Origin of the sequence: Methylobacterium sp. J-088 (assembly GCF_022829295.1) — a bacterium.
GTDB lineage: Bacteria > Pseudomonadota > Alphaproteobacteria > Rhizobiales > Beijerinckiaceae > Methylobacterium.
The window spans coordinates 25580-49183 of record NZ_JAKSYH010000153.1; the positions used below are offsets into that span (position 1 = coordinate 25580).

The following is a 23604-nucleotide window of genomic DNA, read 5'->3' on the forward strand; positions in this document are numbered from 1 at the left end:
AGATACTGGAAAACGAAGAGCGTTAAGGCGAGTAGATTTATTTATTTCTGCGGGGAGTTGGTACCTCGCGTACACAAGCGACAAAGTCGACAAACCGGACGTGAAGGTGCTCCCAGGGCATTCGGACTGTGGTTCAAACATCGTTTGACGCCTCCCGCTGCGCCGCGACGGCGGCATCGATCTTCGCCCGCTTGGCCGCGCGTTCCGCTTTTTCTCGAACAGCACGTTCGGCGAAGCGTCGGTGAACCTCCGGATTGACCTTCCACTCACCGGGCCCCGTCGTGCCGGGCGGCGCTGGCCGAGAAACCTCTACCCAGGCGGCTTCTTCCAAGTCGCGCATGGCCGTGACGAGCGCGTTCCGGTTCTTGCGCACGTCCTTGTACGCGCGCTCTACGTCTCGGGGCGTGAAGCGTCCCATCTCCGGATGCGCGAGTATCCAGCCGGCGATCCAGCGAGAAGCCGTCGTGCGATCCTGTGGCTCCGAGTTGGTCTGGTAGAAGCGCCAGGAATGATCCAGCAGGGAGAGAGAGAAGCGGCCCGCTTTGCGCATCGTGGCGGCTGTGACCGGCTCCCTGACATCCACAACCCCGGTCACGCTCCAACATTCGAGCGCATGGAAGATGAGGGTGATCCGCGCCAGCAGCTTGCCCCATTTCGATATGTGGCCCTCCCAAGCCGCTGAGCCACCCGGGAGATGGGCCCGTCGTCGGATGCGCATGTCGACCTTGTCGAAGATCGCCTGTGCGTCCTCCGAGAGCCTGACGGTGCCGCCGGACGTTTTGTCTATCTTCGCCAGTGCCTGGATCGCACTGTCGTATTCGGCCAGGGCGCCCATGTCGGGCGCACGGTCGACGAAACGGCGCTCCACGCCGTCCCAGAGCACGAAGAGCGTGCGTTGCCCCAATCCGTCGACACCAAGATCCCGAAACATCGGCCCGATCCGGTCCGGCTGCGACGATGACAGGAGCCCCATGAGGGCGGTGTCGGCGCGAACGGGTCGCTTCTCCGAAACACGATCGAGGATGATGCTCCCACCGTCGAAGAATTGGAGCGCACGTCCTCTGTCTCCGGCGCCGGTGCGCTTGTATGCGCCGAAGTCCAGGAAGGAGACGTACTCGTCTACGACACGCATCAGGCCCCGCGGGTTCTGCTGATGCATCCTGATCTGCTGCTCCGGCGTCACATCGTCGATCGTTGCACGTCGCCAAGGCGGCGGCGGTCCGACCAATGCTGCGTTGTCCTTCCCAGCTGCGGCCTTCCTCGCCTCATAGGCCCGATGCTCTCGCTCACTGGCATCCATGAGGCGCTTATCGACGTCGCGAAGCGGCTTCATTGCGCTGCTGGTGGTCGGAGACTTCGCACAGCCGGGTGGTCCGACCAGAACCGTCCAGAGCGCGGCGGGCTCGGTGTAGGTCGTATCGTGGCGCCGCGGCTGGATCCGTAAGGCGTTGCCGATCGCGCCACCGGCCACCGTCACGGCGGCTGCGGCGGCGAACATCATAGGTACACCGATCCGGTCCGCCTCAGTCCGTGCATAGCCTTCGACCACTTCCGGCAGGCTCCCCTCGGGGGGTGTGGACAGGTCAGCCGGATCGTCGTCGCCGAAGATGTCATGTGGATCTTCGCCGCCGAAGGTCTTGCTTGCCACAGCGGGTGCTGCGCCATCTGCGTCGACAACCGGCGTGAACATCGCTGCCGGCCCTGCCCTGGCGACCTTAGTGAAAGCCTTCTCGACGGTCCCTGCGAGATAGGTCTCCGCCCGGCCGGAGCCGCGGTGCTCGTCTTCGTCCTCGAACTTGTCGGGCGAGTATGCGACCACGATCGCGGCGACTTCCGCCCGGTCCGACATGCCTCCCTCGACACTGGCGCACGCGATGGCGAAGTCGCGGTCCGACCGTCCGCCTTGCTCGGCGCGCTCAGCGTTCAGCAGCTTGTCGAGCACGGGGTGCGCTGCGCGGGCGGCTGTGAGGCGCACCACCAGATCGGCCGGCAGTTCGCCGGGGTGACCGGCGGCCTCCCACGCGAGGGACATATCGAACGCAGCGGGCGGGGTAGGGTCGGCCGGCTCAAGCTCATCCGGTGGCGCCAGGGCAGCGAGACTGTCGAGGGTGTGGAAGCGATTGGGCGTGAACACTGTGCCCTTCGCAGCGGCCGGCTTGCGCCCGCGCTCTCGCTTCTTCGCATTCGGCCGGTTCACCGTCCCAGGCAGCCGGAACAGATGGGCGGCGTCGTTCGTGGCATCGCCACCGTACAGGCGTGCGAGCGCACGGGACTGCGCCTCGACCGCCGCGATGTTCTCGGCTGTCGCCATCAACGGTTTCAGGAACAGGAATGCGATCTGCAAGCCCGCACCACTGTCGATGATGGCACTCGGGCCGCAGGGATCGGCGATCATGCTTTTGGCCACGCCCCGCAGGCGTTCGCGCTCGCGCGCGAGACCATCGGGTTCGGCCTCGATCTCCGGTCGCGGATCGATGTCGACGACCACACCCCTCAATGTGGAAAGATCCTCACGCCGGACCCGCCCCGCCTTCCCTTGCTGCCGATCCGGCGGGACCGGCTCGTTCAGGGCGAAGTGCAGATTATGGGTGCTCTGTCGCTCCTCAATCCATGCCGACATGGCATCCAACTCGGTTGGCAGCGTGAACGTGCGCCCGTAGCAGACGCGCGTCTCGGGATGGATCGCCGCGACCGCGATGAGGCCGTTGCCGATCAGATCGACGACGAACGCCGCGGCCTTCGGCGTGTCGCCCTTCGGCACGGCAGGTGTGGGCGGCGCTGCGGCCGTTGAAGCGGCCTCGACGGCGACTGATTGCGGACTGGACTGGCCGGGACCATAATTGCCTGCGTCCATGATGCTTTTCCTGCGGGCGGCGGTGCTGGCCGGCGCTCGCGTGCTGGAATTTAGAGACGATGCGGCGGCTGCCCGGTGGTGCGGGGGCCGCCGTTTCGCGTTCAAGGAGAGGCGGGGGTGTCAGGCCAGGGCGTACGAGCGACGATGGGCGCGAGGCCGTTGTACCCGTGCGCGTGGTTCGTCCGGACGTATTCGACGGCCCGCATCACGCCTGCGCGGTCGTTCTTCCGGAGGTGAAGGGGCACGCTCACGTAGTAGACGAGGAAGCGCCTCTTGAGATCGTCTCGCACCCACAGGATGGCGTTCGCGTCGCGGCCCACTCCATTCGGACCGATGTCGCTTTCGATCATAGGTCGGATTTGGAGTACACGAGAGCTGTTGGGGTCGAAGAACTCGTTGTTCCCGGCCGCGAAATTGTTTTGAAATACGTTCGCTCGGGGGAAGAACATTGAGAGCATCCGACCGCCTGGCATGAGGCCGGTGGTGCATGCGACGGGATATGAGGTGCCGGTCATCACGCAGCCCTCACGCAGCTCGCCAGGAATGCGTCGGCGTCCGCGCGGCGGACCAGGGTCCGTCGCCCGATCTTGAGGGGCTTCAGATCGCCCCGCTCGAAAAGGCGGTAGACTCCGGTCCGCGAGATGCGCAGGTAATCGGCGAACTCGTCGACGGTCATGGCGCCGGGTGCGCCGGGAGGTGCGGCTTCTTTCTTGGACATCGTGGGCCTCAGCGGTTCGAAGTGCGCTGAGACGGTGCCTCGGGATACATCGGAATAACCGAGCGCCGATGACTGCTTTTATTCGGCGTTCGGATCCTGGCCGGCAGCCTCAATCGCGCCGGGCCACCAGTCAGGTTCCAAATGCTCCTCATCCTCGATCTCATCGAAGAAGAGGTGCGGCCACTGCGGCTGAAACTTCCGGTAGGCGTCGGCGACCGCTTCGGCCGTCATGTCCGGCCTGCTTCCGCCTTTCCCGTGCGCTGTGCCCAGTAGACCAGCTCCGATGCCGCGTTTCTCCCGCAGGCGGGGATCGGCGAGATACCGAGGTGCCTCCTTGAAGGCCTGCTCTTCCGTCCGCCCGACTTCCATCAGGTCTCGAACGACCGCGTTGATCAGCAGCATCCGAGGCGTTTCCTTCGGACGACCTGGGCCGAACAGGGCCTCTCGCGTGAGCCCCATCTTCCTGAGAAGCATCCGAGCCGCGGGCGTGCTCTGCGCAAGGGCGCGCCTCAGCCCCTCGAACGATTCGCCGCAGCTCGCGGCCTCAGCAGCCAGAAAGTCGAGCGCGTCCCGGCCGGCGTCGACCTTCCGGCCATTCGGCCAGCGGGCAGTAAGCTCAGGCTTTGGACGGCTCATGATGCCGATCCGCCTGCAACGATTTTGACAACGAAACGCGCCCACATCGCAATCATCACATCTAAGTGCTTGATTTTGCTGGCGCGCCCTACGGGAATCGAACCCGTGTTTTCGCCGTGAAAGGGCGACGTCCTGGACCGCTAGACGAAGGGCGCATTGGCTAGGCCGGGGTTCTATAGTCGGACCGGGGGCGGCCGGCAACCGCCGAAGCGCCACATCGCTCCGGTTTGACCGGAGGCCGGCTTGGGGCGATGGAGGGGCATGCCTGAACCCACTCCCCGCATGACCCTCGTCCTCGGCGGGGCGCGGTCCGGCAAGAGCGCCTACGCGGAGGGGGTGATCGAGGCCTGCTCCGGGCCGTGGCTCTACCTCGCCACCGCCCAGGCCTTCGATGACGAGATGGTCGACCGCATCGCCCAGCACCGCGCCCGGCGCGCCGGAGCGTGGCGCACCCGCGACGTGCCGCTCGCCCTGCCGGAGGCGGTGGCCGAGGCGGAGGGGCCCGTCCTGGTCGATTGCCTCACCCTGTGGCTCACCAACCTGATCCTGGCGGAGGCCGATCTGGAAGACGCGACCGTGCGGCTCATCGCCGCCTGCGCGGGCGCGCCGGGGCCGCTGGTGCTGGTCGGCAACGAGGTCGGGCTCGGGATCGTACCCGACAATGCCCTCGCCCGCCGCTTCCGCGACGCGGCCGGGCGCCTGCATCAGCGGCTCGCCACCGAGGCCGACCGGGTCGTTCTCACCGTGGCCGGGCTGCCGCTGATCGTCAAACCCCAAGCCACTTTTTCGGGAGCCCCCGCATGAACGAGGACGAAGCCCGCCACCGCGCCAAGATGGAGAAGCGCAAGGCCGTGCAGGACGCCGAGGTGGCGGAGAAGACCCTCGAGAAGGGCCTGCTCATGGTCCATACCGGCCCCGGCAAGGGCAAGAGCACGGCGGCGCTCGGGCTGATGCTGCGCGCGCTCGGCCGGTCCTGGCGGGTCGGCATGGTACAGTTCATCAAGGGCGGTTGGGACACGGGCGAGCGCCACGCGGTGGCGGCCTTCGGCGACCGGGTCGTGTGGCACACCCTCGGGGAGGGCTTCACCTGGGAGACCCAGGACAAGGCCCGCGACATCGCCGCCTGCCGCCACGCCTGGGACGTCGCCGAGGGCCTGATGGCCGAGCCGACGATCCGTCTCCTCGTCCTCGACGAGCTCAACATCGCGCTGCGCTACGATTACCTCGACCTCGACGCGGTCCTGGCCGCGCTCCGGGACCGCCGGCCGGACCTGCACGTCGTGGTCACCGGCCGCAACGCCAAGCCCGCCCTGATCGAGGCCGCCGATTGCGTCACCGAGATGGGCAGCGTGAAGCACCATTTCGCCGCCGGCGTGAAGGCGCAGGAAGGGATCGAGTTCTGAGCCCGCCGCGCGCAAGGGCCCTGATGATCCAGGGCACCGGCTCCGATGTCGGCAAGTCGCTGATCGTCGCGGGGCTGGCGCGCGCCTTCACCAACAGGGGCTTGGTGGTCCGGCCGTTCAAGCCGCAGAACATGTCGAACAACGCCGCCGTCACGGCCGATGGCGGCGAGATCGGCCGGGCGCAGGCGCTCCAGGCCCGGGCCGCCCGGGTGGCGCCCTCCGTGCACATGAACCCCGTGCTGCTGAAGCCGCAGAGCGAGGTCGGCTCCCAGGTGGTGGTGCAGGGCCGGATGGTCGCGACCGTGAAGGCCCGCGACTACCAGGCCTGGAAGCCCCGGCTGATGTCCGCCGTCCTCGACAGTTTCTCGCGATTGGCGGACGAGGCCGATCTCGTCCTCGTGGAGGGTGCGGGCTCGGCCTCCGAAGTGAATCTGCGCGCGGGCGACATCGCCAATATGGGCTTCGCCCGGGCCACCGGCACGCCGGTCGTGCTGCTCGGCGACATCGACCGGGGCGGGGTGATCGCCAGCCTCGTCGGCACGAAGGCCGTGATCGACCCCGACGATGCCGCCATGATCGCGGGCTTCATCGTCAACCGGTTCCGGGGCGATCCGAGCCTGTTCGCCGACGGGATGCGGCTGATCGCCGAGCGCACCGGCTGGGCGTCCCTCGGCCTCGTGCCGCATTTCCCCGACGCCGCCCGCCTGCCGGCCGAGGACGTGCTGGGGCTCGCAGGCTCGGAATCCCGTGGCCCTAAGGCCGTCACGGTGGCGGTGCCGGTGCTGCCGCGGATCGCCAATTTCGACGACCTCGATCCCCTGCGGGCGGAGCCCGGCGTGTCGGTGGTGCTGGTCCGGCCCGGCACGCCGATCCCCGCGGAGGCCGCCCTCGTGCTGCTGCCGGGCTCCAAGACCACGATCGACGACCTGGAGGCGTTTCGCCAAGAGGGCTGGGACATCGACCTGCGGGCGCATGTCCGCCGGGGCGGCCGGGTACTCGGGCTGTGCGGCGGCTACCAGATGCTCGGGAAGAGTCTCGCCGACCCGCACGGGATCGAGGGCGCCCCCCGCACAGTGCCGGGCCTCGGCCTCCTCGACGTCGCGACCGTGATGACCCCGGAAAAACGCCTCGCCGCCGTCACCGGCACGAGCCTGCCCGACGGCGTGCCGTTCGCGGGCTACGAGATGCATATCGGCGCCACCGAGGGCCCCGACGCGGCCCGTCCGCTCCTGCGTCTCGCGGACGGGCGCCTGGACGGGGCGGTCTCGGCGGATGGGCGCGTGGCCGGGACCTACGTGCACGGCCTGTTCGCCGACGACGCCCAGCGGGCCGCGTGGCTCGCGCGCCTCGGGACCGCCTCGGCAGACGCGGGCTACGAGGCCGGGGTCGAGGCGGCCCTCGACGGGCTCGCGCGCCACATCGCGGCCCATGTCGATTGCGACCGCCTCCTGACACTCGCCCGGTAGCCGCGGGGCGGGTCAGCGATTACTCTGCGTAATGGCAGGCCCTCGCCACGAGGGGCCGCGACCGCCCGGAGGAACGCCGATGCCGTCCACGCAAGCCCCGCTCGGGGCGGATCTCGCCGCGAGCACCGTCCGCACGGTGACCCTGCGGCTGATGCCGCTCCTCGGGCTGCTCTACCTGATCGCCTATATCGACCGGCAGAACGTCTCCTACGCCAAGCTGGAGATGGTGGGCAGCCTCGGCTTGAGCGAAACCGCCTACGGGCTCGGCGCCTCCCTGTTCTTCCTCGGCTACTTCCTGTTCGAGGTGCCGGCCAACGTCTTCCTGGAACGGGTCGGCGCGCGGATCTGGTTCGCGCGGATCATGATCACCTGGGGCCTCGTCACCGTGCTGCTGGGCTTCACCCAGAGCGCCACGATGTTCTACGTGCTGCGCTTCCTGCTCGGCGCCGCGGAGGCCGGCTTCTTCCCCGGCGTGCTGTTCGCCCTCACGCTGTGGTTCCCGCACGCCCACCGGGCGCGGATGATCGGCTGGTTCATGATCGCGAGCGCCATCGCCAACGCGGTCGGCGCGGCGGTCGGCGGGGCGCTGCTCGGCCTCGGCGGGGTCTGGGGTCTCGCGGGCTGGCAATGGGTGTTCCTGGCCACCGGCCTGCCGGCGATCCTGATGGCCGTCGTGGTGCTGGCCGTCCTGCCGGATGGCCCCGAGACCGCGCCCTGGCTGTCGCAGACCCAGCGCGACTGGCTGGCTCGGACGCTCAAGGCCGAGAACGAGGCCGGCGGCCATGTCGACCACGGCAACCCGTTCGCGGCGCTCCTCGACAAGCGCGTGCTGATGCTGGCCGGCATCTACATCTTCCTGCCGCTCGCCGCCTACGGCCTCGGCTACTGGCTGCCGACCGTGGTCAAGGGGTTCGGCGTCTCGAACCTGACCAACGGCCTGCTCAACATCATCCCCTGGACGGCCACGGCTTTGGCCCTGTGGTGGGTGCCGCGCCACGCCGCCCGCACCAACGCGCAGGGCAACGCGCTGACCTGGCACGTGGTCGGGCCGGCTCTGGTCGGGGCGGCGGGGCTGGCGCTCTCCGTCGTCCTGCCGGGCAACGCCGTGAAGTTCGCCTGCCTGTGCGTGGCGGCGGCCGGGACCTTCTCGGCGCAGCCGGTCTTCTGGTCGATGCCCGGGACCTTCCTGCGCGGCGCCACGGCGGCGGCCGGGATCGCGGCGATCAACTCGGTGGGCAATCTCGGCGGCCTCGTCGCGCAGAACGTGGTGCCGTTCATCCGCGATCAGACCCAGAGCAACCTCGTGCCGATGCTGTTCCTGTCGGTCTGCCTCGCGGTGGGGGCAGGCCTGATGTTCGTGGTGCTCTCGGCCCTGCGCCGGGACGCCGAACGGCGGGTTGCGGCAACGACAACGCGGGCCGCCTGAACACGGCACGGTTTCGTGCGTTATCGTTCATCGTGCCGGACTGACTGGCGCGATGATGCAAACCCGCTCGGCTGCGGGCCATCGTCGAGGAGGGCACCGCAATGAGTCAGGGTTTTCCACTCATGATCCTCGCCTTCGGGACGCTCGGCGGGATCTGGTTCCTGGCCGCCGCGGCCCGGAAACAGGTCGCCGACGCCAAGGGCAGCCCGGAACGCTCCAACGTAATCCATCACCACGGCGGAGAGCCGCGGCCGAACATGCCGGGCACCGAGCACTGAGCGCCTGAATTCCGGGTTTCCAAAGGGCTGAGGCCCTTTGGCGTGGTGTCGGGTCGGGGCCCCGACCAGGGCTCCACCCTGGACCCGCGAAAGGTCTCGATCTTTCGAAACCAGGACGTGACTTCGCTCAGCCGGCGGTGATCCGCCGGCAATGGGCGAGGGCGGCGCCGATCAGGTTGTCGCTGGCCTCGGGCGTGCGGAACGCGGAATGCGCCGAGAGCGTGACGTTCGGCACGCTGGCCAGCGGGTGATCCGCCGGCAGGGGCTCGACCGTGAACACGTCGAGCCCGGCCTGCGCGATGTGGCCGGTCCGCAGCGCCTCGACCAGGGCGGGCTCGTCGATGAGCGCCCCCCGGGCGGTGTTGATCACGATGGCGCCGGGCTTCATCGCGGCGATGCGGTCGGCCGAAAGGAAGCCCTGGGTCTCGTCGGTCAGCAACAGGTGGAGCGAGACCACGTCGCTCTCGGCGAGCAGCCGCTCCAGGGGCACGAAGGCGACATCGGGATGGGTCCGGGCCGTGCGGTTCCAGGCGAGCACCCGCATGCCGACGCCCTGGCAGAGCCGCGCCATCTCGGCCGCGATCCCGCCGAAGCCGACGAGGCCCACACGCTTGCCGGTGAGTTGCATCCCCTCGGTGCGCAGCCAGGAGCCGGCGCGCATCGCCCGGTCCATCTGGGCAATGCCGCGGGTCGCCGCCCACATCAGCGCGAAGGCGCATTCGGCGACCGCCGTGTCGCCGTAGCCCTTGATCGTGTGGACCGTGACGCCGAGCTCCGCCCGAAGCGCCTCCGGGTCCATGTAGCTGCGCGCGCCGGTACCGAGGAACACCACGTGCTTCAGCCCGGTGCAGGCGCGGGCCACATCGAGGGGGAGGGCGGTGTGGTCGATCACCGCGATCGCGGCCCCGGCCAGGATGCCGGGCAGGTCCTGCGGGGCGATGGCGGGCTCCGCGTGGATCACGAAGGGCGGATCGTCCGGCTGCAGCAGCCGCCGCGCCACCGCCGCCAGCGTCGCGTTGGCATCCACGAACACCACGCGCATCGGCTTCTCCCTGTCCCGCCCGGTCACGATGCGTCGGACGCGCGGAGCGTGCCAAGCCTCAGAATTCGAGCCCCGGAATCAATGCAGGCCTCCACGGGCGGCGGGCGCGGCAGACGAGGACGAAAAAAGCCGGCCCTTGCGGACCGGCCTTGGTTTTCGTCCCGTCGGAACGGATCAGCGCTGCAGCGACGCCGTCTGCGGGGCGATGGTCGGCGGGGTCGCCTGCGCCACCGTCACGGCGCTGCGGGGCGCCGTCGGCATCCAGCCGGTGGCGCACTGCATCACGAGGGCGAGGCCCAGGGCGACGCACAGACCGTTGGCGGCCACCCAGAACGGGCGTGCAGCCCGTCGTACGGCGGCCTGAAGCTCCTCGGCCGTCCTGCTCGCCGACTCGGCGGCGCGATCGGAAATCGGCAGCAGCCACGGCTCCGTCGGCAGGGCATAGAGACCGGCCATCTCGTTGGAGCCCGGCAGGTTCTGGAACAGTCCGTTCGACATGTTCATCCTCCAGATTCGTCCGTGATGTCCCGGCTTACCGGGCCATTCGTTCATCTACAGTTAAGGGAGGATTGTGGCTGATGCAAGATCACGGCTCTTGTCCGGGGTCCGCCGGACGCCACGGCGGGTCCGGCCACGCTTTCCGAGCGGTCAGTTAAGCCTCTGATCCGAAACGATCTTCCGGACCAGCTGTGACATTCCCGCTTCAAAGTGCGGATCCGCACCTCCGGCACCGGGCCGTTCCCGACCGCCAGCTGTTCCTAAACGGATTCGTTCAGCCAGCGCCGATCAGCCGGATCGCCGCCTCCCGCTCGAACAGGTAAAGCAGCACCCGCAACGCCTGCCCCCGGGGGCTCTTGAGGCCGGGGTCGCGCTCGACGATCATTCGGGCATCGTCCCGGGCGGCCTCCAGCAGGGCGCCGTCGCTCTCCATCCGGGCGAGCCGGAACGCCGCGAGCCCGGATTGCCGGGTGCCCAGCACCTCGCCCTCGCCGCGCAGCCTCAGGTCGGCCTCGGCGATGCGGAACCCATCCTCGCTCGCCCGCATCATCTCCAGCCGCGCCCGCGAGACCTGCCCGAGGGGGCCCCGGTAGAGCAGCAGGCAGGACGAGGCCCGGGAGCCGCGCCCGACCCGGCCGCGGAGCTGGTGCAGCTGCGCCAGCCCGAACCGCTCCGCGTGCTCGATCACCATGATGGTCGCCTCGGGCACGTCGACCCCCACCTCCACCACCGTGGTCGAGACGAGGAGCTTGGTCTCCCCGGCCGCGAACCGCGCCATGGCGGAATCCTTCTCGGGCCCCGGCATCTTGCCGTGGATCAGCCCGACCGTGTCGCCGAAATGCTGCTTCAGGTCGTCGAAGCGTTCGGCGGCCGCCGCGAGGTCGATGAACTCGGATTCCTCCACCAGGGGGCAGATCCAGTAGACCCGCTCGCCCCCGGCGATCGCCCGGGCGAGGCCGGCCACCACCTCGTCGATCCGCTCGGTCGACAGCGTGATCGTGCGGATCGGCTGCCGGCCCGCGGGCTTCTCGTCGAGGATCGAAACGTCCATGTCGCCGAAGAAGGTCAGCGCCAGGGTGCGGGGGATCGGGGTCGCGGTCATGACCAGGAAGTCGACCGCTTCGCCCTTGGCCCCGAGCGCCAGCCGCTGATGCACGCCGAACCGATGCTGCTCGTCGACAACCGCGAGGCCGAGATCGCGAAACGTCACGGCCTCCTGGAACAGGGCATGGGTGCCGACCAGGATGTCGATCTCACCGGCCGCGAGGTCGGCCAGGGTGGACTTGCGCTCCGAGGCCCGGTCCCGGCCGGTCATCAGGCGCAGGCGCAGACCGCCGGCCAGCGGCTTCAGCCGCTCGAAATGCTGCCGGGCCAGGATCTCGGTCGGCGCCATCAGCGCCGCCTGACGCCCGACCTCGACCGCCGACGCCATGGCGAGCAAAGCCACCGCGGTCTTGCCCGAGCCGACATCGCCCTGGAGCAGGCGCAGCATCCGCCGGGGCTCCACGAGGTCGGCGCGGATCTCGGCCACCGCCCGGCCTTGCGCGCCGGTCAGCGCGAAGGGGAGGGCGGCCTCGATACGTCCGCTCAACGTCCCGTCGCCGGCGTTGACCCGGCCGGCCTTGCGCCGCTGGCGGGCACGCAGCAGGGCCAGCGCCAGTTGCGAGGCGAGGAGTTCGTCGTAGGCGAGCCGCTTCCGGGACGGCGTCGCGGGCGGCGGCTGGAGCGGGTCCTCGGCCTTCGGGGGCGCCTCCTCGGGGCGGTGCTCCAGGCGGAGCGCGTCCGCGAAGGCGGGCAGGCGGTTCTTCTCCAGCCAGGCCGCATCCTGCCACTCCGGCAGGGTGGGCAGCCGGTCGAGGGCTGAAACGGCGAGCTTGTTGATCGCCCGGGAGGTCAGCCCCTCGGTGGCGCCGTAGACCGGCTCGACGGCGGGCAGTTCGGCCAAGCCCGCCTCGTCCACGATCCGCGACGGGTGGACCATCTGGCGGGTGCCGTCCCAGAGATCGATCCGGCCGGTGATGTAGCGGTGCGCCCCGAGCGGCAGCATCTTCTCCACCCGGGGGCGGGGCATGCCGAAGAACACGAGCGTGATGTCGTGGCCGGAGGCATCCTCCACCACAACCCGGTGCGGGCGCTTGCCCGATCCGATCTGGGCCGGGCGATGCTCCACCACGGTGACGCCGATCGTCACCGGCTCACCGGTCGGCGCCTCGCCGACCGAGCCCATGAGCTTCCGCGCCACGCCGCCCTGGGGCAGGTGGAACAGGAGATCCACCACCCGGGCCTCGCGCTCCGGGGTGCCGAGCAGCTTCTCGATGAGCGGCGCCATCTTGGGACCGATCCCCGGCAGGGCGCGGGCCGGGGCGAACAGCGGATCGAGGATGCTCGGACGAAGCGTGGGGGCTTCGGCGCGCGCGGCCGCCTCCTCCGCCGCCGCCGTGGCGTCGGGGTCTGTCACGGCCGAATCCTGAGTCGCGCGTGCATCTGTCATGGCGGTTCGGCGGACATGGTGCCGGAGGCGCCTTATCATCCGGTGCATCCCGGCGCGCCAGTGCGTCAGGATGGAGACCGACACCCATGGCCAGCGACTTCCTGCCGGGCTTCGCGTCGCACCGGATCGAGACCGCCCCCGGCGTGACGATCAACGCGCGCTCGGCGGGCTCCGGGCCGCCGGTTCTGCTGCTGCATGGCCACCCGCAGACCCTGTCGACGTGGCTCCACGTCGCCCCGCGCCTGGCCGAGACCCGCACCGTCGTCGCCATGGACCTGCGCGGCTACGGCGATTCGTCGAAACCCCCGGGCGGCGAGGGCCATGCCGCCTATTCCAAACGCGCCATGGCGGCCGACGCGGTCGCGGTGATGCGGGCGCTCGGCCACGACCGATTCGCGGTCGTCGGCCACGACCGGGGCGGGCGCGTCGCCCATCGCCTCGCCCTGGATCATGCCGAAGCCGTGGAACGGATCGCCCTGTTCGACATCGCGCCGACCGCGACCATGTACGCGCGCACCGACAAGGCTTTCGCCACCCGGTACTTCTGGTGGTTCTTCTTCATCCAGCCCCATCCCCTGCCGGAGACGCTGATCGGGGCCGATCCGGAATACTTTTTACGCCACCACATCGAGGGTCAGTCGAAGACCCCCGGCTCGACCCCGCCGGACCTCTTCGCCGAGTACCTGCGCTGCTACGCGGACCCCGCCTGCCGTCACGCGATCTGCGAGGATTACCGGGCGGCGGCCGGGATCGATCTGGAGCACGACGCCGCCGATGCCGACGCGCGCGTCACGGCGCCGCTCCTGGCGCTCTGGGGGGCGAAGGGCGTCGTCGGCCAGACCTACGACGTGCTGGAGACATGGCGCGAGAAGGCCACCGACGTTTCGGGGCGCGCGCTCGAGTGCGGCCACACCCTCCAGGAGGAGCGGCCGGAGGAGGTTCTTCGCGAAGTCTCGGCGTTCCTGGGGTGACCGGGCGGCTGCGGCGCCGTGGCCCGCCCGGGCCGAGGCATGGCGCCCTTGGCAGGATTGCGGGAAGGCGCAGATAGAAACCGCACACTGCGCCGTGGTGATCGGCGGGCCAGCAAACCGTACGGGGAATCATGTCCGAAACGCGAGAGGGCCGATTCGACGTCGCCGTGGTCGGCGCCGGGGCCGCGGGCCTCGCGGCGGCGCTCGCCATCGCCCGGGAGGGGATCCCCACGGCGCTGGTCGGCCGACACGCCCCCGTGGCGGACGGACGGACCGTGGCGCTGCTCGACGGGTCGGTACGCTTCCTGGAGGCGCTCGGGGCCTGGGCTGCGGTGGCGCCGCAGGCGAGCCCACTCTGCACCCTGCAGATCATCGACGACACCGGCAGCCTGTTCCGGCCGCCGCCCGTGCGCTTCCAGGCCGCCGAGATCGGCCTCGACGCCTTCGGGTGGAACGTCGAGAGCGCGCGGCTCGTCGAGAGCCTGCGCGCCTGCGCCCGAGCCCAGCCGAACCTGACCCTGGTCGAAGCGGATTGCGTCGACGCGGTGGCGGGTGAAACAGCCTCGCGCGTCACCCTGGCGGAGGGCGGGGCGGTCGAGGCCCGGCTGGTGGTGGCGGCCGACGGGGGGCGCTCGCCGCTGCGGGCCGCGAGCGGCATCCGCGTACGCGACTGGACCTACCCGCAGAGCGCCATCACCACGATCCTGCTGCATGAGCGCCCGCACCGGGACGTCTCCACCGAGTTCCACACCCGCTCCGGCCCCTTCACCCTGGTGCCGCTGCCGGGCGGGCATCGCTCCAGCCTCGTCTGGGTGACCGGGGAGGGCGCGGCCCGGCGGCTCGCCGCGCTGGACGACGCGGCCCTGGGGCAGGCGGTGGAACGGCAGGCCCAGGCGATGCTCGGCGCCATGCGGATCGACGGCCCGCGCGGCCTCGTGCCGATGCGCGGTCTGGCGGTGGCGAGCCCGGTGGCGCGGCGGCTGGCGCTGATCGGGGAGGCGGCCCACGTCTTCCCGCCGATCGGCGCGCAGGGGCTGAATCTCGGCCTGCGCGACGCCGCCACCTTGCGTGACGGGGTGCTCCGCGCCGCCCGGGACGGGCGAGATCCCGGGTCGCGCCCGGTGCTCGACGGCTACGCCAGCGCCCGGCGGGTCGACACGGCGGCGCGCACCGCCGCGGTGGACCTCCTCAACCGCAGCCTGCTCACCGACCTGCTGCCGGTCGATGCCCTGCGCGGCCTCGGCCTGCTGGTGATGGGCCAGCTCGGGCCCCTGCGGCGGCTGGTGATGCGGGAGGGCGTGCTGCCCCGGCTCGGCGCGCCGGAATTGATGCGCGGGGCGCGGTGAGAGGGCCTAGCCTCTGCGGGGTCAAGGTGAGAGCGGCTCAGAATTCAGGTTGCGCCGCCACATAGGCGCCGAGGCGAGTGGCGAGGTCGACCGGGCCGCCGGCCCGGGGCTCGGCCGAATCGCCAATCAGGATCACCGGGATGCCACGGTCGCGCAGCTGGCTGCGGAGCTTGGCGGCGCGGCGGGCATAGGCCGGATCCCGGCGCGTCGGCGCCTGGAGCAGAACCGCCGCCGGCCGCGCGATCACGGCCAAGACGTCGTCGGCCGCCTCCATGGAGGCGGTCACGCTTGCGTAGCCGAGACTGGCGAGCTCGCCCGAAAGGGAACGGTCGACGGCCCGGACGCCGTCATCGACCACGAGCACTTGTTGCAGCGCACCCATGAGCTTAGGCGGTACTCCATCCGGCACAGCTTGAAAAGATAGCCGTGACCACAATCCTTTGCAGAACCCACGAAGGGTCCGTTCGGATCCGTCGGTCCGTGTGCAGATGCGAGATTAGTCGCGGCACCTGAGCGCCAGATGAACCGCCCCGACGCCGCCGTTCAGGACTTTTCAGACGGCCGCGACACCGATCACGGCCCCGCCCGACAGGACGGCCCGGTAGCCCGAATCGCGCCATGCACCGGCGTCCGCCTCCGGCGTCACGCCGCGGGGCAGGGGCGCCGCCGCGCAGGCCGGGCCGCGGCAGGCGAGGCCGCCATCGCTGGCGAGCGCGAGGGCCAGGAGGTCCAGCGGCAGGGGCGCGCGATCCGGGTGGGCCAGGGTCGCGGCCAGGTCGGGACGTGTAACCAGAGCCGTCTCCCCGAGGACCAGCGTGTCGAGGCGCGGCGCACCGGCCGGCGGCGAATCAGAGCGTGGTGAATCCGAGCGTCGTTTACCGCCGTCCGGCGCGGTGCGCCGGATCAGGGTCGCGGGTGCCCGATGCACCACGTTGAGGCTCCGCACCGTCCAGGGCAGGGTCAGGGCGGCGAGCGCCGGCTCGATCAGGGCGGGGACGACCATGCGGGTCGGCACGGGCCGCAGCAGGGCGGTCCGGAAACCGGCCTCCTCGAAGGGAATCACCGTCTCCAAGCCTGCCCCGGCCGCGAGCGCGGCGCCGAGGCCGGTCACGAGCCCGCGCAGGTCGTGGGCGGGCAGCAGCGTCAGGATCCGCTCGTCCGCCGAGAGCGGCAGGGCGTCGCAATGCGCCGCGATGGCGGCGGCGAGCGCCTCCGCGCTGCGATAGATCGGCCGCTCCGGATCGCTGCCTTCGAAGGTCACGAGGCCGCGGCTGGCGACCGGCTCGGCCACGCCGCGCTCCAGCGCCATCGCGTCGAGGCTGATCACGCCGTCCGGCACGCCGGGCCCGAAGGCGGCGAGATAGCGCAGGCCGAACTGCCGCATCGCCACGTGGGTCAGCTCCTCCGCGGGCCGGCGTGCGCCGCGGCGGCCCTCGGTGAGCACGCCGACGAGGTTGGCGGCCTCGATCCCGGCGGCGAGTTGCTCCGGATCCCAGGCGGCCGGCATCGCGCAGGGCAGGTGCCCAGCCGCCTCGACGGCGAGGTGACCCAGGGCCGCCTCCGCGCCGCCCGAGAACCACAATCCGATCCGGCTGCCGGCCGGAAGCCGCCACGCGCCGATCCCCCGGGCGAGCCGGCCGACGATCTCGGCGGCGGCCGCGTACGTCCACGTGATCGCCGGGCGCCCGCACCACGCGGCCCGGTCGCCCGAATCACGCAGGGCCGTGCGCTGCGGCGCGGCGCGCGCCGCCGCGAACAGGCAGCCGGACAGGCTGCCGGACCGCGCGGACGCGTCCGGTACGGCCTCGACCGCCCTCTCGGCCACCGCGAACGCGCTCAACCCGCCGCCCCCACTGATACTGAAAACCCGCCAGCATGGTCGGCCGATTACGGTTAACCGACCGCTAAGGCCGCCGGGTAACGGCCAATCCCGATTGCCCCATCGGAGACAAGCTCCCCGCGCCGATCACGTCCTCGTGCGACGTCGCGCTTGCGGCCAAGCGGGCGGGGGCCTATCGGGGGCCGGCCGCGGCCCGGGGGGTGATCACCGGCCCGCCGGGCCGCGGTGTCAAGCCGCGGTGTCATGCCTTCGCCTTATTCCAGGGGAAAGGCAGGCCGCCCGGCCGCCGGGGCGGGAGATGCGCGCAGTCAAGCGCCCGTCCCCTCCGATGGCCGGACCGTTTCATCCGGAGCTCCGGTCGGCGCGCCACGGCGGCGCCCGTCCGGACGGTCCGGCGGACCGGCCGCGAGGCCGGCTCCGCATCAACCCGCTGCACCGTATCGCTTCCTAAGGGGTCAGAGCCGATGTCCTTCACCCGCCCTGCGACGCTCGCGCGCGCCGCCCTCCTCGGTTTTGCGGGCCTCGGCCTCGCGGTCGCCCCGGCCCTCGCGCAGCCCAAGAAGCCTGCGGCCGCAGCGCCTGCTCCGGCCGCGCCGGCGCCGACTGCTCCGGGCACCCCCGCGGCCAACACGCCGGCGGCTCAGACCGGCCCGCAGATCGTCGCGGTGAAGTCCGAGCCGGGCCAGGCTGACTGGACCAAGGTCTGCGGCAAGGACCAGGCCTCGGGCACCGACATCTGCTACACGACCCGCGATTTCGTGTCCGACCAGGGTCAGCCGGTGCTAGCGGTGGCGGTCTACGAGATGAAGAACCCCGCTCAGAAGCAGGAGGTGCGCGTGGTGCGCTACCTGCTGCCGCTCGGCCTGCTGCTGCAGCCGGGCATCCGCTTCAGCATCGACGGCCAGGCGGCGACCGCCGGCCGCTTCGCGGTCTGCTTCCCGAACGGCTGCTTCGCCGAGGCCGGGGGCGTCGATGCCGGCGTAATCGCCGCGATGAAGAAGGGCACGACCCTCAACGTCTCGGTCCAGAACCAGACCCAGCGCGAGGTCACCTTCGCGGTGCCGCTGACCGGCTTCGGCAAGGCCTTCGACGGCCCGGCGATCGACCCGAAGGTGCTCGAGGAGCAGCAGAAGAAGCTCCAGGCGGAGCTGGAGAAGCGCTCCGAGGACATGCGCAAGAAGCTGGAGCAGCAGGGCGGTGCCGCCGCGGGCGCTGCCCCGGCCGCCGGCACCGCTCCGGCCGCGAAGTAAGCCGGCCGCAGGGTCGCGGTTATCCGGAGGGCCGGGCCGCGAGGTCCGGCCCTCCGCGTCTGGCCAGCCGCGGCCTCGTCCCGTCTGCAAGTTCGTAGCCTCAGAGGTCGCCCGCTGCGCCGACGATGACCGCAGCGATCCCCTCGCCTTGCTTGCGTTGCAGATTCACACTTCGGGTTTGGGATCGTCGTGCGGTTGCCAAGCGGGGCAGCCCGACTGGCTCATGCGCCCTCCCTCACCCTCTACGAGCCTGCGGAGTCACAGATCGGCTTCGGCCATACGGCCTCAAGACAGGGCGCGGGTCCCCTCTCTCCCCGCAAGCGGAGCTACGATGTTCGCAGATCTCGCTTGGAAAGGCGAAGGCGGCTCCGCGCGTCTCCCTCCCCCCTCTGCGGGGGAGGGAGAGAAGCGGTGCCGTTCGCGCATGTTCTACGATAGACGTGTGAATCCCCAAGCCCGCACGGGAGAGAGGGGGCACGTCGCGCCCGCGCGAGCCGCGGCGTGAACGGCGAAGCCTCTCGAAGATCGGGGAGGGCGGCGGCCCTACCGGATCCCCATCGGGCCCGGCCCCGGCAGGACGAACAGGACCCGCAGGTCCTGATCCGGCACGTAGTCCCGCGCCTCCCAGCGAACCGTGGCTGGCCCGATTTTCCGGATGCCGGTGCGGCAGAAGCTCACGATCGCCTCCGGAATCCCCTTGTCCACCGTCAGGGTGAAGCGCCCGATCGGCGAAGCCCAGTTGCGCGCCGTGGTCACGATGTAGGGCACCACGAAGGCCCGCAGGTATCCGCTCGCGTTCCGCGCCCTGGCGTGCAGACGCCGGATCGCCGCGAGCCCCGGATCGTCCAGGCAGTAGGTCGCCCGGTAGCTGTCGCGGGACGCTTCCTTCAGATCGAGGACATGGAACCCGCTCACCGGGGCGTAGCTGTGCGCGATCCGGACGTCCTTCCCCGGGGGGAAGGTCTGCAGCCAGTGGAACTTCGCCTCGCTGCGCCAGAGCCCCTCGGTCATCCCCTCGGCGTCCGGGAACAGGCCGGCCTTGACCAGCTCCGCCCAGGCGGCGGTGTCGATCTGCTTCTGGGCCGCCACCAGCTCGGAGACCCGCAGCGGGTTGAGCGGCAGGCCGTGGCGGCGCAACAGGTCGGTGACCTCGCGCTCGCCCACGAAGGCGCGCTCCTCCAGCTCCGGCTCGACCGGATGGCCATCCACCGTGACGGTGAAGCCGACGAAGTTCGCGCGCTCGGGCTGCGGCAGCTTGAGGGCCGAGAAGCTGAGCACGCGGCCGTCGATCGGCGGCAGCGGGAACGCGATCCGCACCGTGCGCGGCGCCTCCACTTGGCTGCGGAACACGTAGGTCACGTCGATTCGCGCGCGGCTGATCGAGAGATCCTCGCTCGCCAGCGCGATGCCCGGCTCCGGCACGAGGATCAGCCCGCCGGCATCGAGCTCCGCGGCGCTGTCGTTGGCCCACGCCGGGGCGCAGAACAGGGCGACGGCGAGGAGCAGGGCGGCGGATCGGAATCGGGCGACCATATGGCGTCGGGCTCGTCCGACGGCAGCGGCCGTCGCCTGAGGCTACCGCGGGGCCCTTGTCGAAAGCTTGACGGTCCCCGCGCCGCTCAGTTCGTAGCGCGGGCGCGCATCCGGTAGGCGCCGGCATCGTCGCGCACGAACATCTCGGCGATGCCGGCGTGGCGCAGGGCCTCGCCCGACGTATCGGGCAGGAGGTTCTGCTCCGACACGTAGGCGACGTACTCGGTCTCGGCGTTCTCGGCCAGCAGGTGGTAGAATGGCTGGTCCTTGCGCGGCCGGACCTCCTCGGGGATCGCCAGCCACCATTCCTCGGTGTTGTCGAAGACCGGGTCGACGTCGAACACGACGCCCCGGAAGGGGTAGATCCGGTGGCGCACCACGGCGCCGATGGCGAATTTCGCGGTTCTCAGGGTTACGTCCGTCATGGTTCAGTCCGTCCAGACCGGACAGATAGGACCGAAGACGGGGCCTGTCATCCGCCCCGGTTCGCGTCCGCGGATTCGGGGAGGCGGATGCCGAGCTCGGCCGCGATCGCCCGCGCGGTGGCCTCGCGCCGGGCGGTGAGGTCGGCGGCGCGTGCCCGGGCCGCCGCCACGATGGCGGGCGGGGCGGTCCCGGGGGTGCCGCTGTCGAAGGGCGGCTCGGGGGCGTACTGCATCCCGAGCTGGATACCCTGCGCGGCCTCGGCACCCCGCAATTCGGCGGCGAGGCGCAAGGCCCCGTCGATCCCCGCGGTGACGCCGGCCGCGAACACCCAGGTGCGGCTCTCCGCATCGCGGTCGATCACCACCCGCGCATCCACCGGCTCGGCCCCGAAGAAGGGCAGGAGATGGACCGCGTTCCAGTAGGTCGTCGCCCGGCGCCCCACCAGGAGGCCCGCCGCCCCGAGGAGGAGCGCGCCGGTGCAGACCGACAGGACGTGCGAGGCGCCCCCGGCCTGCTGCCGGATCCAGCCGAGCACGGCGGGATCGCGCATCAGCGCCTCCTGGCCCTGGCCGCCCGGGACGTGGAGCACGTCGAGCCGGGGCGCCGCGTCCAGGGTCGCGTCCGGCAGGATCCGCAGGCCGCGCACGTCGCGCACCGGATCTGGGGTGGCCGCGTAGATCCGGTAGGTGCTGTTCGGGATCCGGGCCAGGATCTCGAACGGGCCGGTGAGGTCGATCTGGTCGAGCCCTTCGAACAGGAGCGAGCCGATCTGCAGGTGGGTGTCGGGGGGAATCATCGGAGGCCTCCGGGGTGGACAGGGCGACCCTACCGCGTCACGCTCTGGCGCGAATGACAAAGAGCCCTCGTTTTCCGCCAGATGCCCCGCGGGTCGTGGAGGTGCTGGCCTTCCCGGCGGTGCAGCTCCTCGACGTGGCGGGCCCGCTCCAGGTTTTTGCCACCGCCAACGAGCATGGCGGCGTGGGCCAGCCTTACGCGCCGCGGGTGATCGCGGCGGGCGCGCCGCATCTGACCGCTTCGGCCGGCCTGCGGCTGGTGGCGGAGCCGCTGCCGGATCTCGACACGCCGGTGGACACGCTGGTGATCGCAGGCGGCCCCGGTGTCCTGGCGGCCTGCGACGACGCAGCGCTGGTGGCCTGGGTGCGGGCGCAGGCCGGACGGGCGCGCCGGGTCGCCTCGGTCTGCACCGGGGCGTTCCTGCTCGGCGCGACCGGGCTCCTCGATGGGCGGCAGGCCGTGACCCACTGGAAGCATTGCGGGGCGCTCGCCAAACGCTACCCCCGAATCCGGGTCGAGCCAGACCCGATCTTCGTGCGCGACGGTCCGGTCTGGTCGTCGGCGGGGGTCACGGCGGGGATCGATCTGGCGCTCGCGCTGGTCGAGGCGGATCTCGGCCGCCCCCTCGCCCTGGCGGTTGCGCGCCACCTCGTGATGTTCCTGAAGCGCCCGGGGGGGCAAGCGCAGTTCAGCGCGGCGCTGGCCCTCCAGGCGGGCGAGGAGCGGTTCGGGGCGCTCCACGCCTATATCGCGGAGAATCTGTCGGGGGATCTCGCGCTTCCGGCGCTCGCCGCGGCGGCGGGGATGAGCGCGCGCAGCCTCAGCCGGCACTACCAAGCGGCGACCGGCCTCTCCCCGGCCAAAGCCGTGGAGCGCCTGCGGGTGGAGGCGGCCCGCCGGGCGCTGGCCGAGACGGCGCAGCCGGTCAAGCGCATCGCCCGGGCCTGCGGCTTCGGCTCCGAGGAGACGATGCGGCGCAGTTTTTTAAGGCATGTCACGGCGACGCCGCAGGATTATCGGGCGCGGTTTGGGCGGTGATCACACGGTCTCGCGGCGTTCGAGGGTTGCGAGGATGGTCTCGCGCACGCCGTCGCGGTTCTTATGGATGTCCGCATTCGTGATGCGCCGCAGGGTGCGGGCTCGCGGGATCGACTTGGTCACCGCCCGGCTCCGGCAGTGTGGTCGCGGATCGTGGGGATGGTACGGACGCTTCGCTTGCGCGGGCCTGACCCGACGAGCCGTTCGGGTCAGTTCGAAGCCAACGCCGGCGGCAGGACGCAACGCACCCCCTCTCCCGTGCGGGAGAGGGTTGGGGTGAGGGACTAGGACCCTCAGGATAGGTCGTGCGATTGACACGCCAACAGGGCGAGCCTTTTTCGGATAGACCTGATCCCTCACCCTGCCCCTCTCCCGCACGGGAGAGGGGACCCGCGCTTCGCCCTGTCGCCGTTCTGCAGCAAACGATGCGCGGATCCGGCCCCACTCACCCCAGCTGATACACGGCGGCCAGCTCCGGATCCTTCGCGGCCACGAGCTTCGCCAGATCCACGATGACCTTGGCCTGCTTCCAGGTGGCGTCGTCCTGCATCTTGCCGTCGAGCATCACGGCGCCGGTTCCGTCCGGCATGGCCTCGACGATCCGGGCCGCGAAGGCCACCTCGGCTGGGTCTGGGGCGAAGACCGTCTTGGCGATCGTGACCTGGCTCGGATGCAGCGTCCAGGCGCCGGCGCAGCCCATCAGGAAGGCGTTGCGGAACTGCGATTCGCAGGCATCGCCATCGGAGAAATCGCCGAACGGGCCGTAGAAGGCCTTGATGCCGTTGGCCATGCAGGCATCGACCATCCTGGCGATCGTGTAGTGCCAGAGATCCTGCTGCGCCGTGGCCCGGGGGGCGTCGCCGGAGGGATCGCTGAGCACCCGGTAATCCGGATGGCCGCCGCCGACCCGGGTGGTCTTCATGCCGCGGGACGCCGCGAGATCCGCCGGGCCAAGGCTCATGCCGTGCATCCGCGGCGAGGCCGACGCGATGGCGTCGACATTGGCCACGCCCTCGGCAGTCTCCAGGATCGCGTGGACCAGGATCGGCTTCGTCACCCCGTGGCGCGCCTCGAGCTGTGCGAGGAGCTGATCGATGTAGTGGATGTCCCACGGGCCCTCGACCTTGGGCACCATCACGACGTCGAGCTTGTCGCCGACCTCGGCCACGATCGTGAACAGGTCGTCCAAGATCCAGGGGGAGTTGAGGGCGTTGATCCGGGTCCAGAGGCCGGTGCCCGTGGCGGCGAAGTCGGTGGCCTGGGCCATGGCCACGAAGCCCTTGCGGGCCGCCTCCTTCTGGTCGGCCGGGACCGCGTCCTCCAGGTTGCCCAGCACCACGTCGACCGTGCCGGCGAGGTCCGGCACCCGGGCGCGGACCTTGTCGTTGTGCGGCGGGACGAAGTGGATCATCCGCTCCAGCCGCACCGGAAGCTCGCGGAACGGGGCCGGCGCGCCGGTGGCGAGGGGCTGGAAGAAGCGGCGGGGCAGTTTCATCGGGGCCTCTTGTACGGGCTGGCGTCTGCCCCCGTTAGAGCCGTTCCCGATCGCATTGCAATCGGGAACACGGGCATGTCCCCGAACACGATCCTGGA

At 70.7% G+C, this 23604-nt stretch carries 23 protein-coding genes and 1 tRNA gene; 9 read left to right on the forward strand and 15 right to left on the reverse strand.

Annotated elements, in window-relative coordinates; translation table 11 throughout:
• Positions 1 to 133: 133 nt before the first annotated feature.
• From MKK63_RS17020 to MKK63_RS17040, 5 genes are all read right to left on the reverse strand, one after another.
• Positions 134 to 2854 carry a DUF3987 domain-containing protein gene (locus tag MKK63_RS17020; RefSeq protein WP_244003802.1) on the reverse strand — a complete coding sequence of 907 codons (2721 nt, stop codon included), beginning with the start codon at positions 2852 to 2854 and terminating at the stop codon, positions 134 to 136.
• A 101-nt stretch (positions 2855 to 2955) separates the two neighbouring features.
• A complete protein-coding gene (locus MKK63_RS17025) occupies positions 2956 to 3372 on the reverse strand; it encodes a hypothetical protein (protein ID WP_244003804.1) in 417 nt (138 codons plus the stop codon).
• Complete coding sequence (locus MKK63_RS17030; protein WP_244003806.1) at positions 3369 to 3572, reverse strand: helix-turn-helix domain-containing protein; 204 nt, start codon at positions 3570 to 3572, stop codon at positions 3369 to 3371. The genes MKK63_RS17025 and MKK63_RS17030 overlap by 4 nt, the downstream gene beginning before the upstream one ends.
• A 78-nt stretch (positions 3573 to 3650) precedes the next feature.
• Entirely contained in the window at positions 3651 to 4208 is a 558-nt protein-coding gene (locus MKK63_RS17035) for a hypothetical protein (RefSeq protein WP_244003808.1), read from the reverse strand.
• 79 nt (positions 4209 to 4287) lie between these two features.
• A tRNA-Glu gene (locus tag MKK63_RS17040) sits at positions 4288 to 4363 on the reverse strand.
• A 106-nt stretch (positions 4364 to 4469) separates the two neighbouring features.
• Between MKK63_RS17040 and cobU the strand changes: the two genes are divergently transcribed.
• The 5 genes from cobU (at position 4470) to MKK63_RS17065 (ending at position 8781) form a co-directional block, all read left to right on the forward strand.
• Positions 4470 to 5012, forward strand: a complete 543-nt coding sequence (gene cobU, locus MKK63_RS17045; protein WP_244003810.1) for a bifunctional adenosylcobinamide kinase/adenosylcobinamide-phosphate guanylyltransferase — start codon at positions 4470 to 4472, stop codon at positions 5010 to 5012.
• Positions 5009 to 5611, forward strand: a complete 603-nt coding sequence (gene cobO, locus MKK63_RS17050) for a cob(I)yrinic acid a,c-diamide adenosyltransferase (RefSeq protein WP_244003812.1) — start codon at positions 5009 to 5011, stop codon at positions 5609 to 5611. The genes cobU and cobO overlap by 4 nt, the downstream gene beginning before the upstream one ends.
• Positions 5612 to 5634: 23 nt before the next feature.
• Positions 5635 to 7077: a cobyric acid synthase gene (locus MKK63_RS17055; RefSeq protein ID WP_244003814.1), complete on the forward strand. Its 1443-nt coding sequence runs from the start codon at positions 5635 to 5637 to the stop codon at positions 7075 to 7077.
• Positions 7078 to 7156: 79 nt separating this feature from the next.
• On the forward strand, positions 7157 to 8503 hold the full coding sequence (locus MKK63_RS17060) for an MFS transporter (protein WP_244003816.1): 1347 nt from the start codon (positions 7157 to 7159) through the stop codon (positions 8501 to 8503).
• A gap of 101 nt (positions 8504 to 8604) precedes the next feature.
• A complete protein-coding gene (locus tag MKK63_RS17065) occupies positions 8605 to 8781 on the forward strand; it encodes a hypothetical protein (RefSeq protein WP_244003818.1) in 177 nt (58 codons plus the stop codon).
• Between the two features lie 127 nt (positions 8782 to 8908).
• Here MKK63_RS17065 and MKK63_RS17070 read toward each other — a convergent pair whose 3' ends face one another.
• The 3 genes from MKK63_RS17070 to recG all read right to left on the reverse strand — a co-directional run bounded on the left by MKK63_RS17070 (position 8909) and on the right by recG (position 12851).
• Entirely contained in the window at positions 8909 to 9823 is a 915-nt protein-coding gene (locus MKK63_RS17070; protein WP_244003820.1) for an NAD(P)-dependent oxidoreductase, read from the reverse strand.
• A 174-nt stretch (positions 9824 to 9997) separates the two neighbouring features.
• A complete protein-coding gene (locus MKK63_RS17075; RefSeq protein WP_244003822.1) occupies positions 9998 to 10321 on the reverse strand; it encodes a hypothetical protein in 324 nt (107 codons plus the stop codon).
• A 274-nt stretch (positions 10322 to 10595) separates the two neighbouring features.
• The gene (gene recG, locus MKK63_RS17080; protein ID WP_267427842.1) at positions 10596 to 12851 is read right to left on the reverse strand and encodes an ATP-dependent DNA helicase RecG; all 2256 of its coding nucleotides are present in this window, start codon (positions 12849 to 12851) and stop codon (positions 10596 to 10598) included.
• Between the two features lie 47 nt (positions 12852 to 12898).
• Between recG and MKK63_RS17085 the strand changes: the two genes are divergently transcribed.
• Entirely contained in the window at positions 12899 to 13783 is an 885-nt protein-coding gene (locus MKK63_RS17085; protein ID WP_244003826.1) for an alpha/beta fold hydrolase, read from the forward strand.
• 131 nt (positions 13784 to 13914) lie between these two features.
• Positions 13915 to 15129, forward strand: a complete 1215-nt coding sequence (locus MKK63_RS17090) for a UbiH/UbiF family hydroxylase (protein ID WP_244003828.1) — start codon at positions 13915 to 13917, stop codon at positions 15127 to 15129.
• A 37-nt stretch (positions 15130 to 15166) separates the two neighbouring features.
• Here the strand turns inward: MKK63_RS17090 and MKK63_RS17095 are convergent, their stop codons facing one another.
• Positions 15167 to 15511: a hypothetical protein gene (locus MKK63_RS17095; RefSeq protein WP_244003830.1), complete on the reverse strand. Its 345-nt coding sequence runs from the start codon at positions 15509 to 15511 to the stop codon at positions 15167 to 15169.
• A 171-nt stretch (positions 15512 to 15682) separates the two neighbouring features.
• Positions 15683 to 16969, reverse strand: coding sequence for an acyl-CoA synthetase (locus MKK63_RS17100; protein WP_244003832.1), 1287 nt, complete (start codon positions 16967 to 16969; stop codon positions 15683 to 15685).
• Between the two features lie 464 nt (positions 16970 to 17433).
• On the opposite strand from MKK63_RS17100, the gene MKK63_RS17105 reads away from it, so the two are divergent.
• Positions 17434 to 18219, forward strand: coding sequence for an invasion associated locus B family protein (locus MKK63_RS17105; RefSeq protein ID WP_244003834.1), 786 nt, complete (start codon positions 17434 to 17436; stop codon positions 18217 to 18219).
• 543 nt (positions 18220 to 18762) lie between these two features.
• On the opposite strand, the gene MKK63_RS17110 is transcribed toward MKK63_RS17105, so the two are convergent.
• The 3 genes from MKK63_RS17110 to MKK63_RS17120 all read right to left on the reverse strand — a co-directional run bounded on the left by MKK63_RS17110 (position 18763) and on the right by MKK63_RS17120 (position 20974).
• Entirely contained in the window at positions 18763 to 19752 is a 990-nt protein-coding gene (locus MKK63_RS17110) for a DUF4424 domain-containing protein (RefSeq protein ID WP_244003836.1), read from the reverse strand.
• Between the two features lie 86 nt (positions 19753 to 19838).
• Positions 19839 to 20177: a heat shock protein HspQ gene (gene hspQ / locus MKK63_RS17115; protein ID WP_244003838.1), complete on the reverse strand. Its 339-nt coding sequence runs from the start codon at positions 20175 to 20177 to the stop codon at positions 19839 to 19841.
• 47 nt (positions 20178 to 20224) lie between these two features.
• A complete protein-coding gene (locus tag MKK63_RS17120) occupies positions 20225 to 20974 on the reverse strand; it encodes a DJ-1/PfpI family protein (protein ID WP_244003841.1) in 750 nt (249 codons plus the stop codon).
• 53 nt (positions 20975 to 21027) lie between these two features.
• Between MKK63_RS17120 and MKK63_RS17125 the strand changes: the two genes are divergently transcribed.
• Positions 21028 to 22011, forward strand: a complete 984-nt coding sequence (locus tag MKK63_RS17125) for a GlxA family transcriptional regulator (protein WP_244003843.1) — start codon at positions 21028 to 21030, stop codon at positions 22009 to 22011.
• On the opposite strand, the gene MKK63_RS31735 is transcribed toward MKK63_RS17125, so the two are convergent.
• On the reverse strand, positions 22012 to 22134 hold the full coding sequence (locus MKK63_RS31735; RefSeq protein ID WP_279574715.1) for a hypothetical protein: 123 nt from the start codon (positions 22132 to 22134) through the stop codon (positions 22012 to 22014).
• 322 nt (positions 22135 to 22456) lie between these two features.
• Positions 22457 to 23506 (reverse strand): HpcH/HpaI aldolase/citrate lyase family protein, encoded by a 1050-nt coding sequence (locus MKK63_RS17130; RefSeq protein WP_244003845.1) that lies wholly within the window; start codon positions 23504 to 23506, stop codon positions 22457 to 22459.
• Positions 23507 to 23604: the final 98 nt, after the last annotated feature.

Bases quoted from the DNA above. Each gene is read 5' to 3' on its own strand.
- MKK63_RS17070 (WP_244003820.1), bottom strand. From the start codon at position 9,823: ATGCGCGTGGTGTTCGTGGATGCCAACGCGACGCTGGCGGCGGTGGCG.
- MKK63_RS17060 (WP_244003816.1), top strand. From the start codon at position 7,157: ATGCCGTCCACGCAAGCCCCGCTCGGGGCGGATCTCGCCGCGAGCACC.
- hspQ (WP_244003838.1), bottom strand. From the start codon at position 20,177: ATGACGGACGTAACCCTGAGAACCGCGAAATTCGCCATCGGCGCCGTG.
- MKK63_RS17130 (WP_244003845.1), bottom strand. From the start codon at position 23,506: ATGAAACTGCCCCGCCGCTTCTTCCAGCCCCTCGCCACCGGCGCGCCG.
- recG (WP_267427842.1), bottom strand. From the start codon at position 12,851: ATGATAAGGCGCCTCCGGCACCATGTCCGCCGAACCGCCATGACAGAT.
- MKK63_RS17120 (WP_244003841.1), bottom strand. From the start codon at position 20,974: ATGATTCCCCCCGACACCCACCTGCAGATCGGCTCGCTCCTGTTCGAA.
- MKK63_RS17065 (WP_244003818.1), top strand. From the start codon at position 8,605: ATGAGTCAGGGTTTTCCACTCATGATCCTCGCCTTCGGGACGCTCGGC.
- MKK63_RS17035 (WP_244003808.1), bottom strand. From the start codon at position 4,208: ATGAGCCGTCCAAAGCCTGAGCTTACTGCCCGCTGGCCGAATGGCCGG.
- MKK63_RS17020 (WP_244003802.1), bottom strand. From the start codon at position 2,854: ATGGACGCAGGCAATTATGGTCCCGGCCAGTCCAGTCCGCAATCAGTC.
- MKK63_RS17085 (WP_244003826.1), top strand. From the start codon at position 12,899: ATGGCCAGCGACTTCCTGCCGGGCTTCGCGTCGCACCGGATCGAGACC.
- MKK63_RS17030 (WP_244003806.1), bottom strand. From the start codon at position 3,572: ATGTCCAAGAAAGAAGCCGCACCTCCCGGCGCACCCGGCGCCATGACC.
- MKK63_RS17105 (WP_244003834.1), top strand. From the start codon at position 17,434: ATGTCCTTCACCCGCCCTGCGACGCTCGCGCGCGCCGCCCTCCTCGGT.
- MKK63_RS17110 (WP_244003836.1), bottom strand. From the start codon at position 19,752: ATGGTCGCCCGATTCCGATCCGCCGCCCTGCTCCTCGCCGTCGCCCTG.
- MKK63_RS17095 (WP_244003830.1), bottom strand. From the start codon at position 15,511: ATGGGTGCGCTGCAACAAGTGCTCGTGGTCGATGACGGCGTCCGGGCC.
- cobU (WP_244003810.1), top strand. From the start codon at position 4,470: ATGCCTGAACCCACTCCCCGCATGACCCTCGTCCTCGGCGGGGCGCGG.
- MKK63_RS17090 (WP_244003828.1), top strand. From the start codon at position 13,915: ATGTCCGAAACGCGAGAGGGCCGATTCGACGTCGCCGTGGTCGGCGCC.
- cobO (WP_244003812.1), top strand. From the start codon at position 5,009: ATGAACGAGGACGAAGCCCGCCACCGCGCCAAGATGGAGAAGCGCAAG.
- MKK63_RS17125 (WP_244003843.1), top strand. From the start codon at position 21,028: ATGACAAAGAGCCCTCGTTTTCCGCCAGATGCCCCGCGGGTCGTGGAG.
- MKK63_RS17055 (WP_244003814.1), top strand. From the start codon at position 5,635: ATGATCCAGGGCACCGGCTCCGATGTCGGCAAGTCGCTGATCGTCGCG.
- MKK63_RS17075 (WP_244003822.1), bottom strand. From the start codon at position 10,321: ATGTCGAACGGACTGTTCCAGAACCTGCCGGGCTCCAACGAGATGGCC.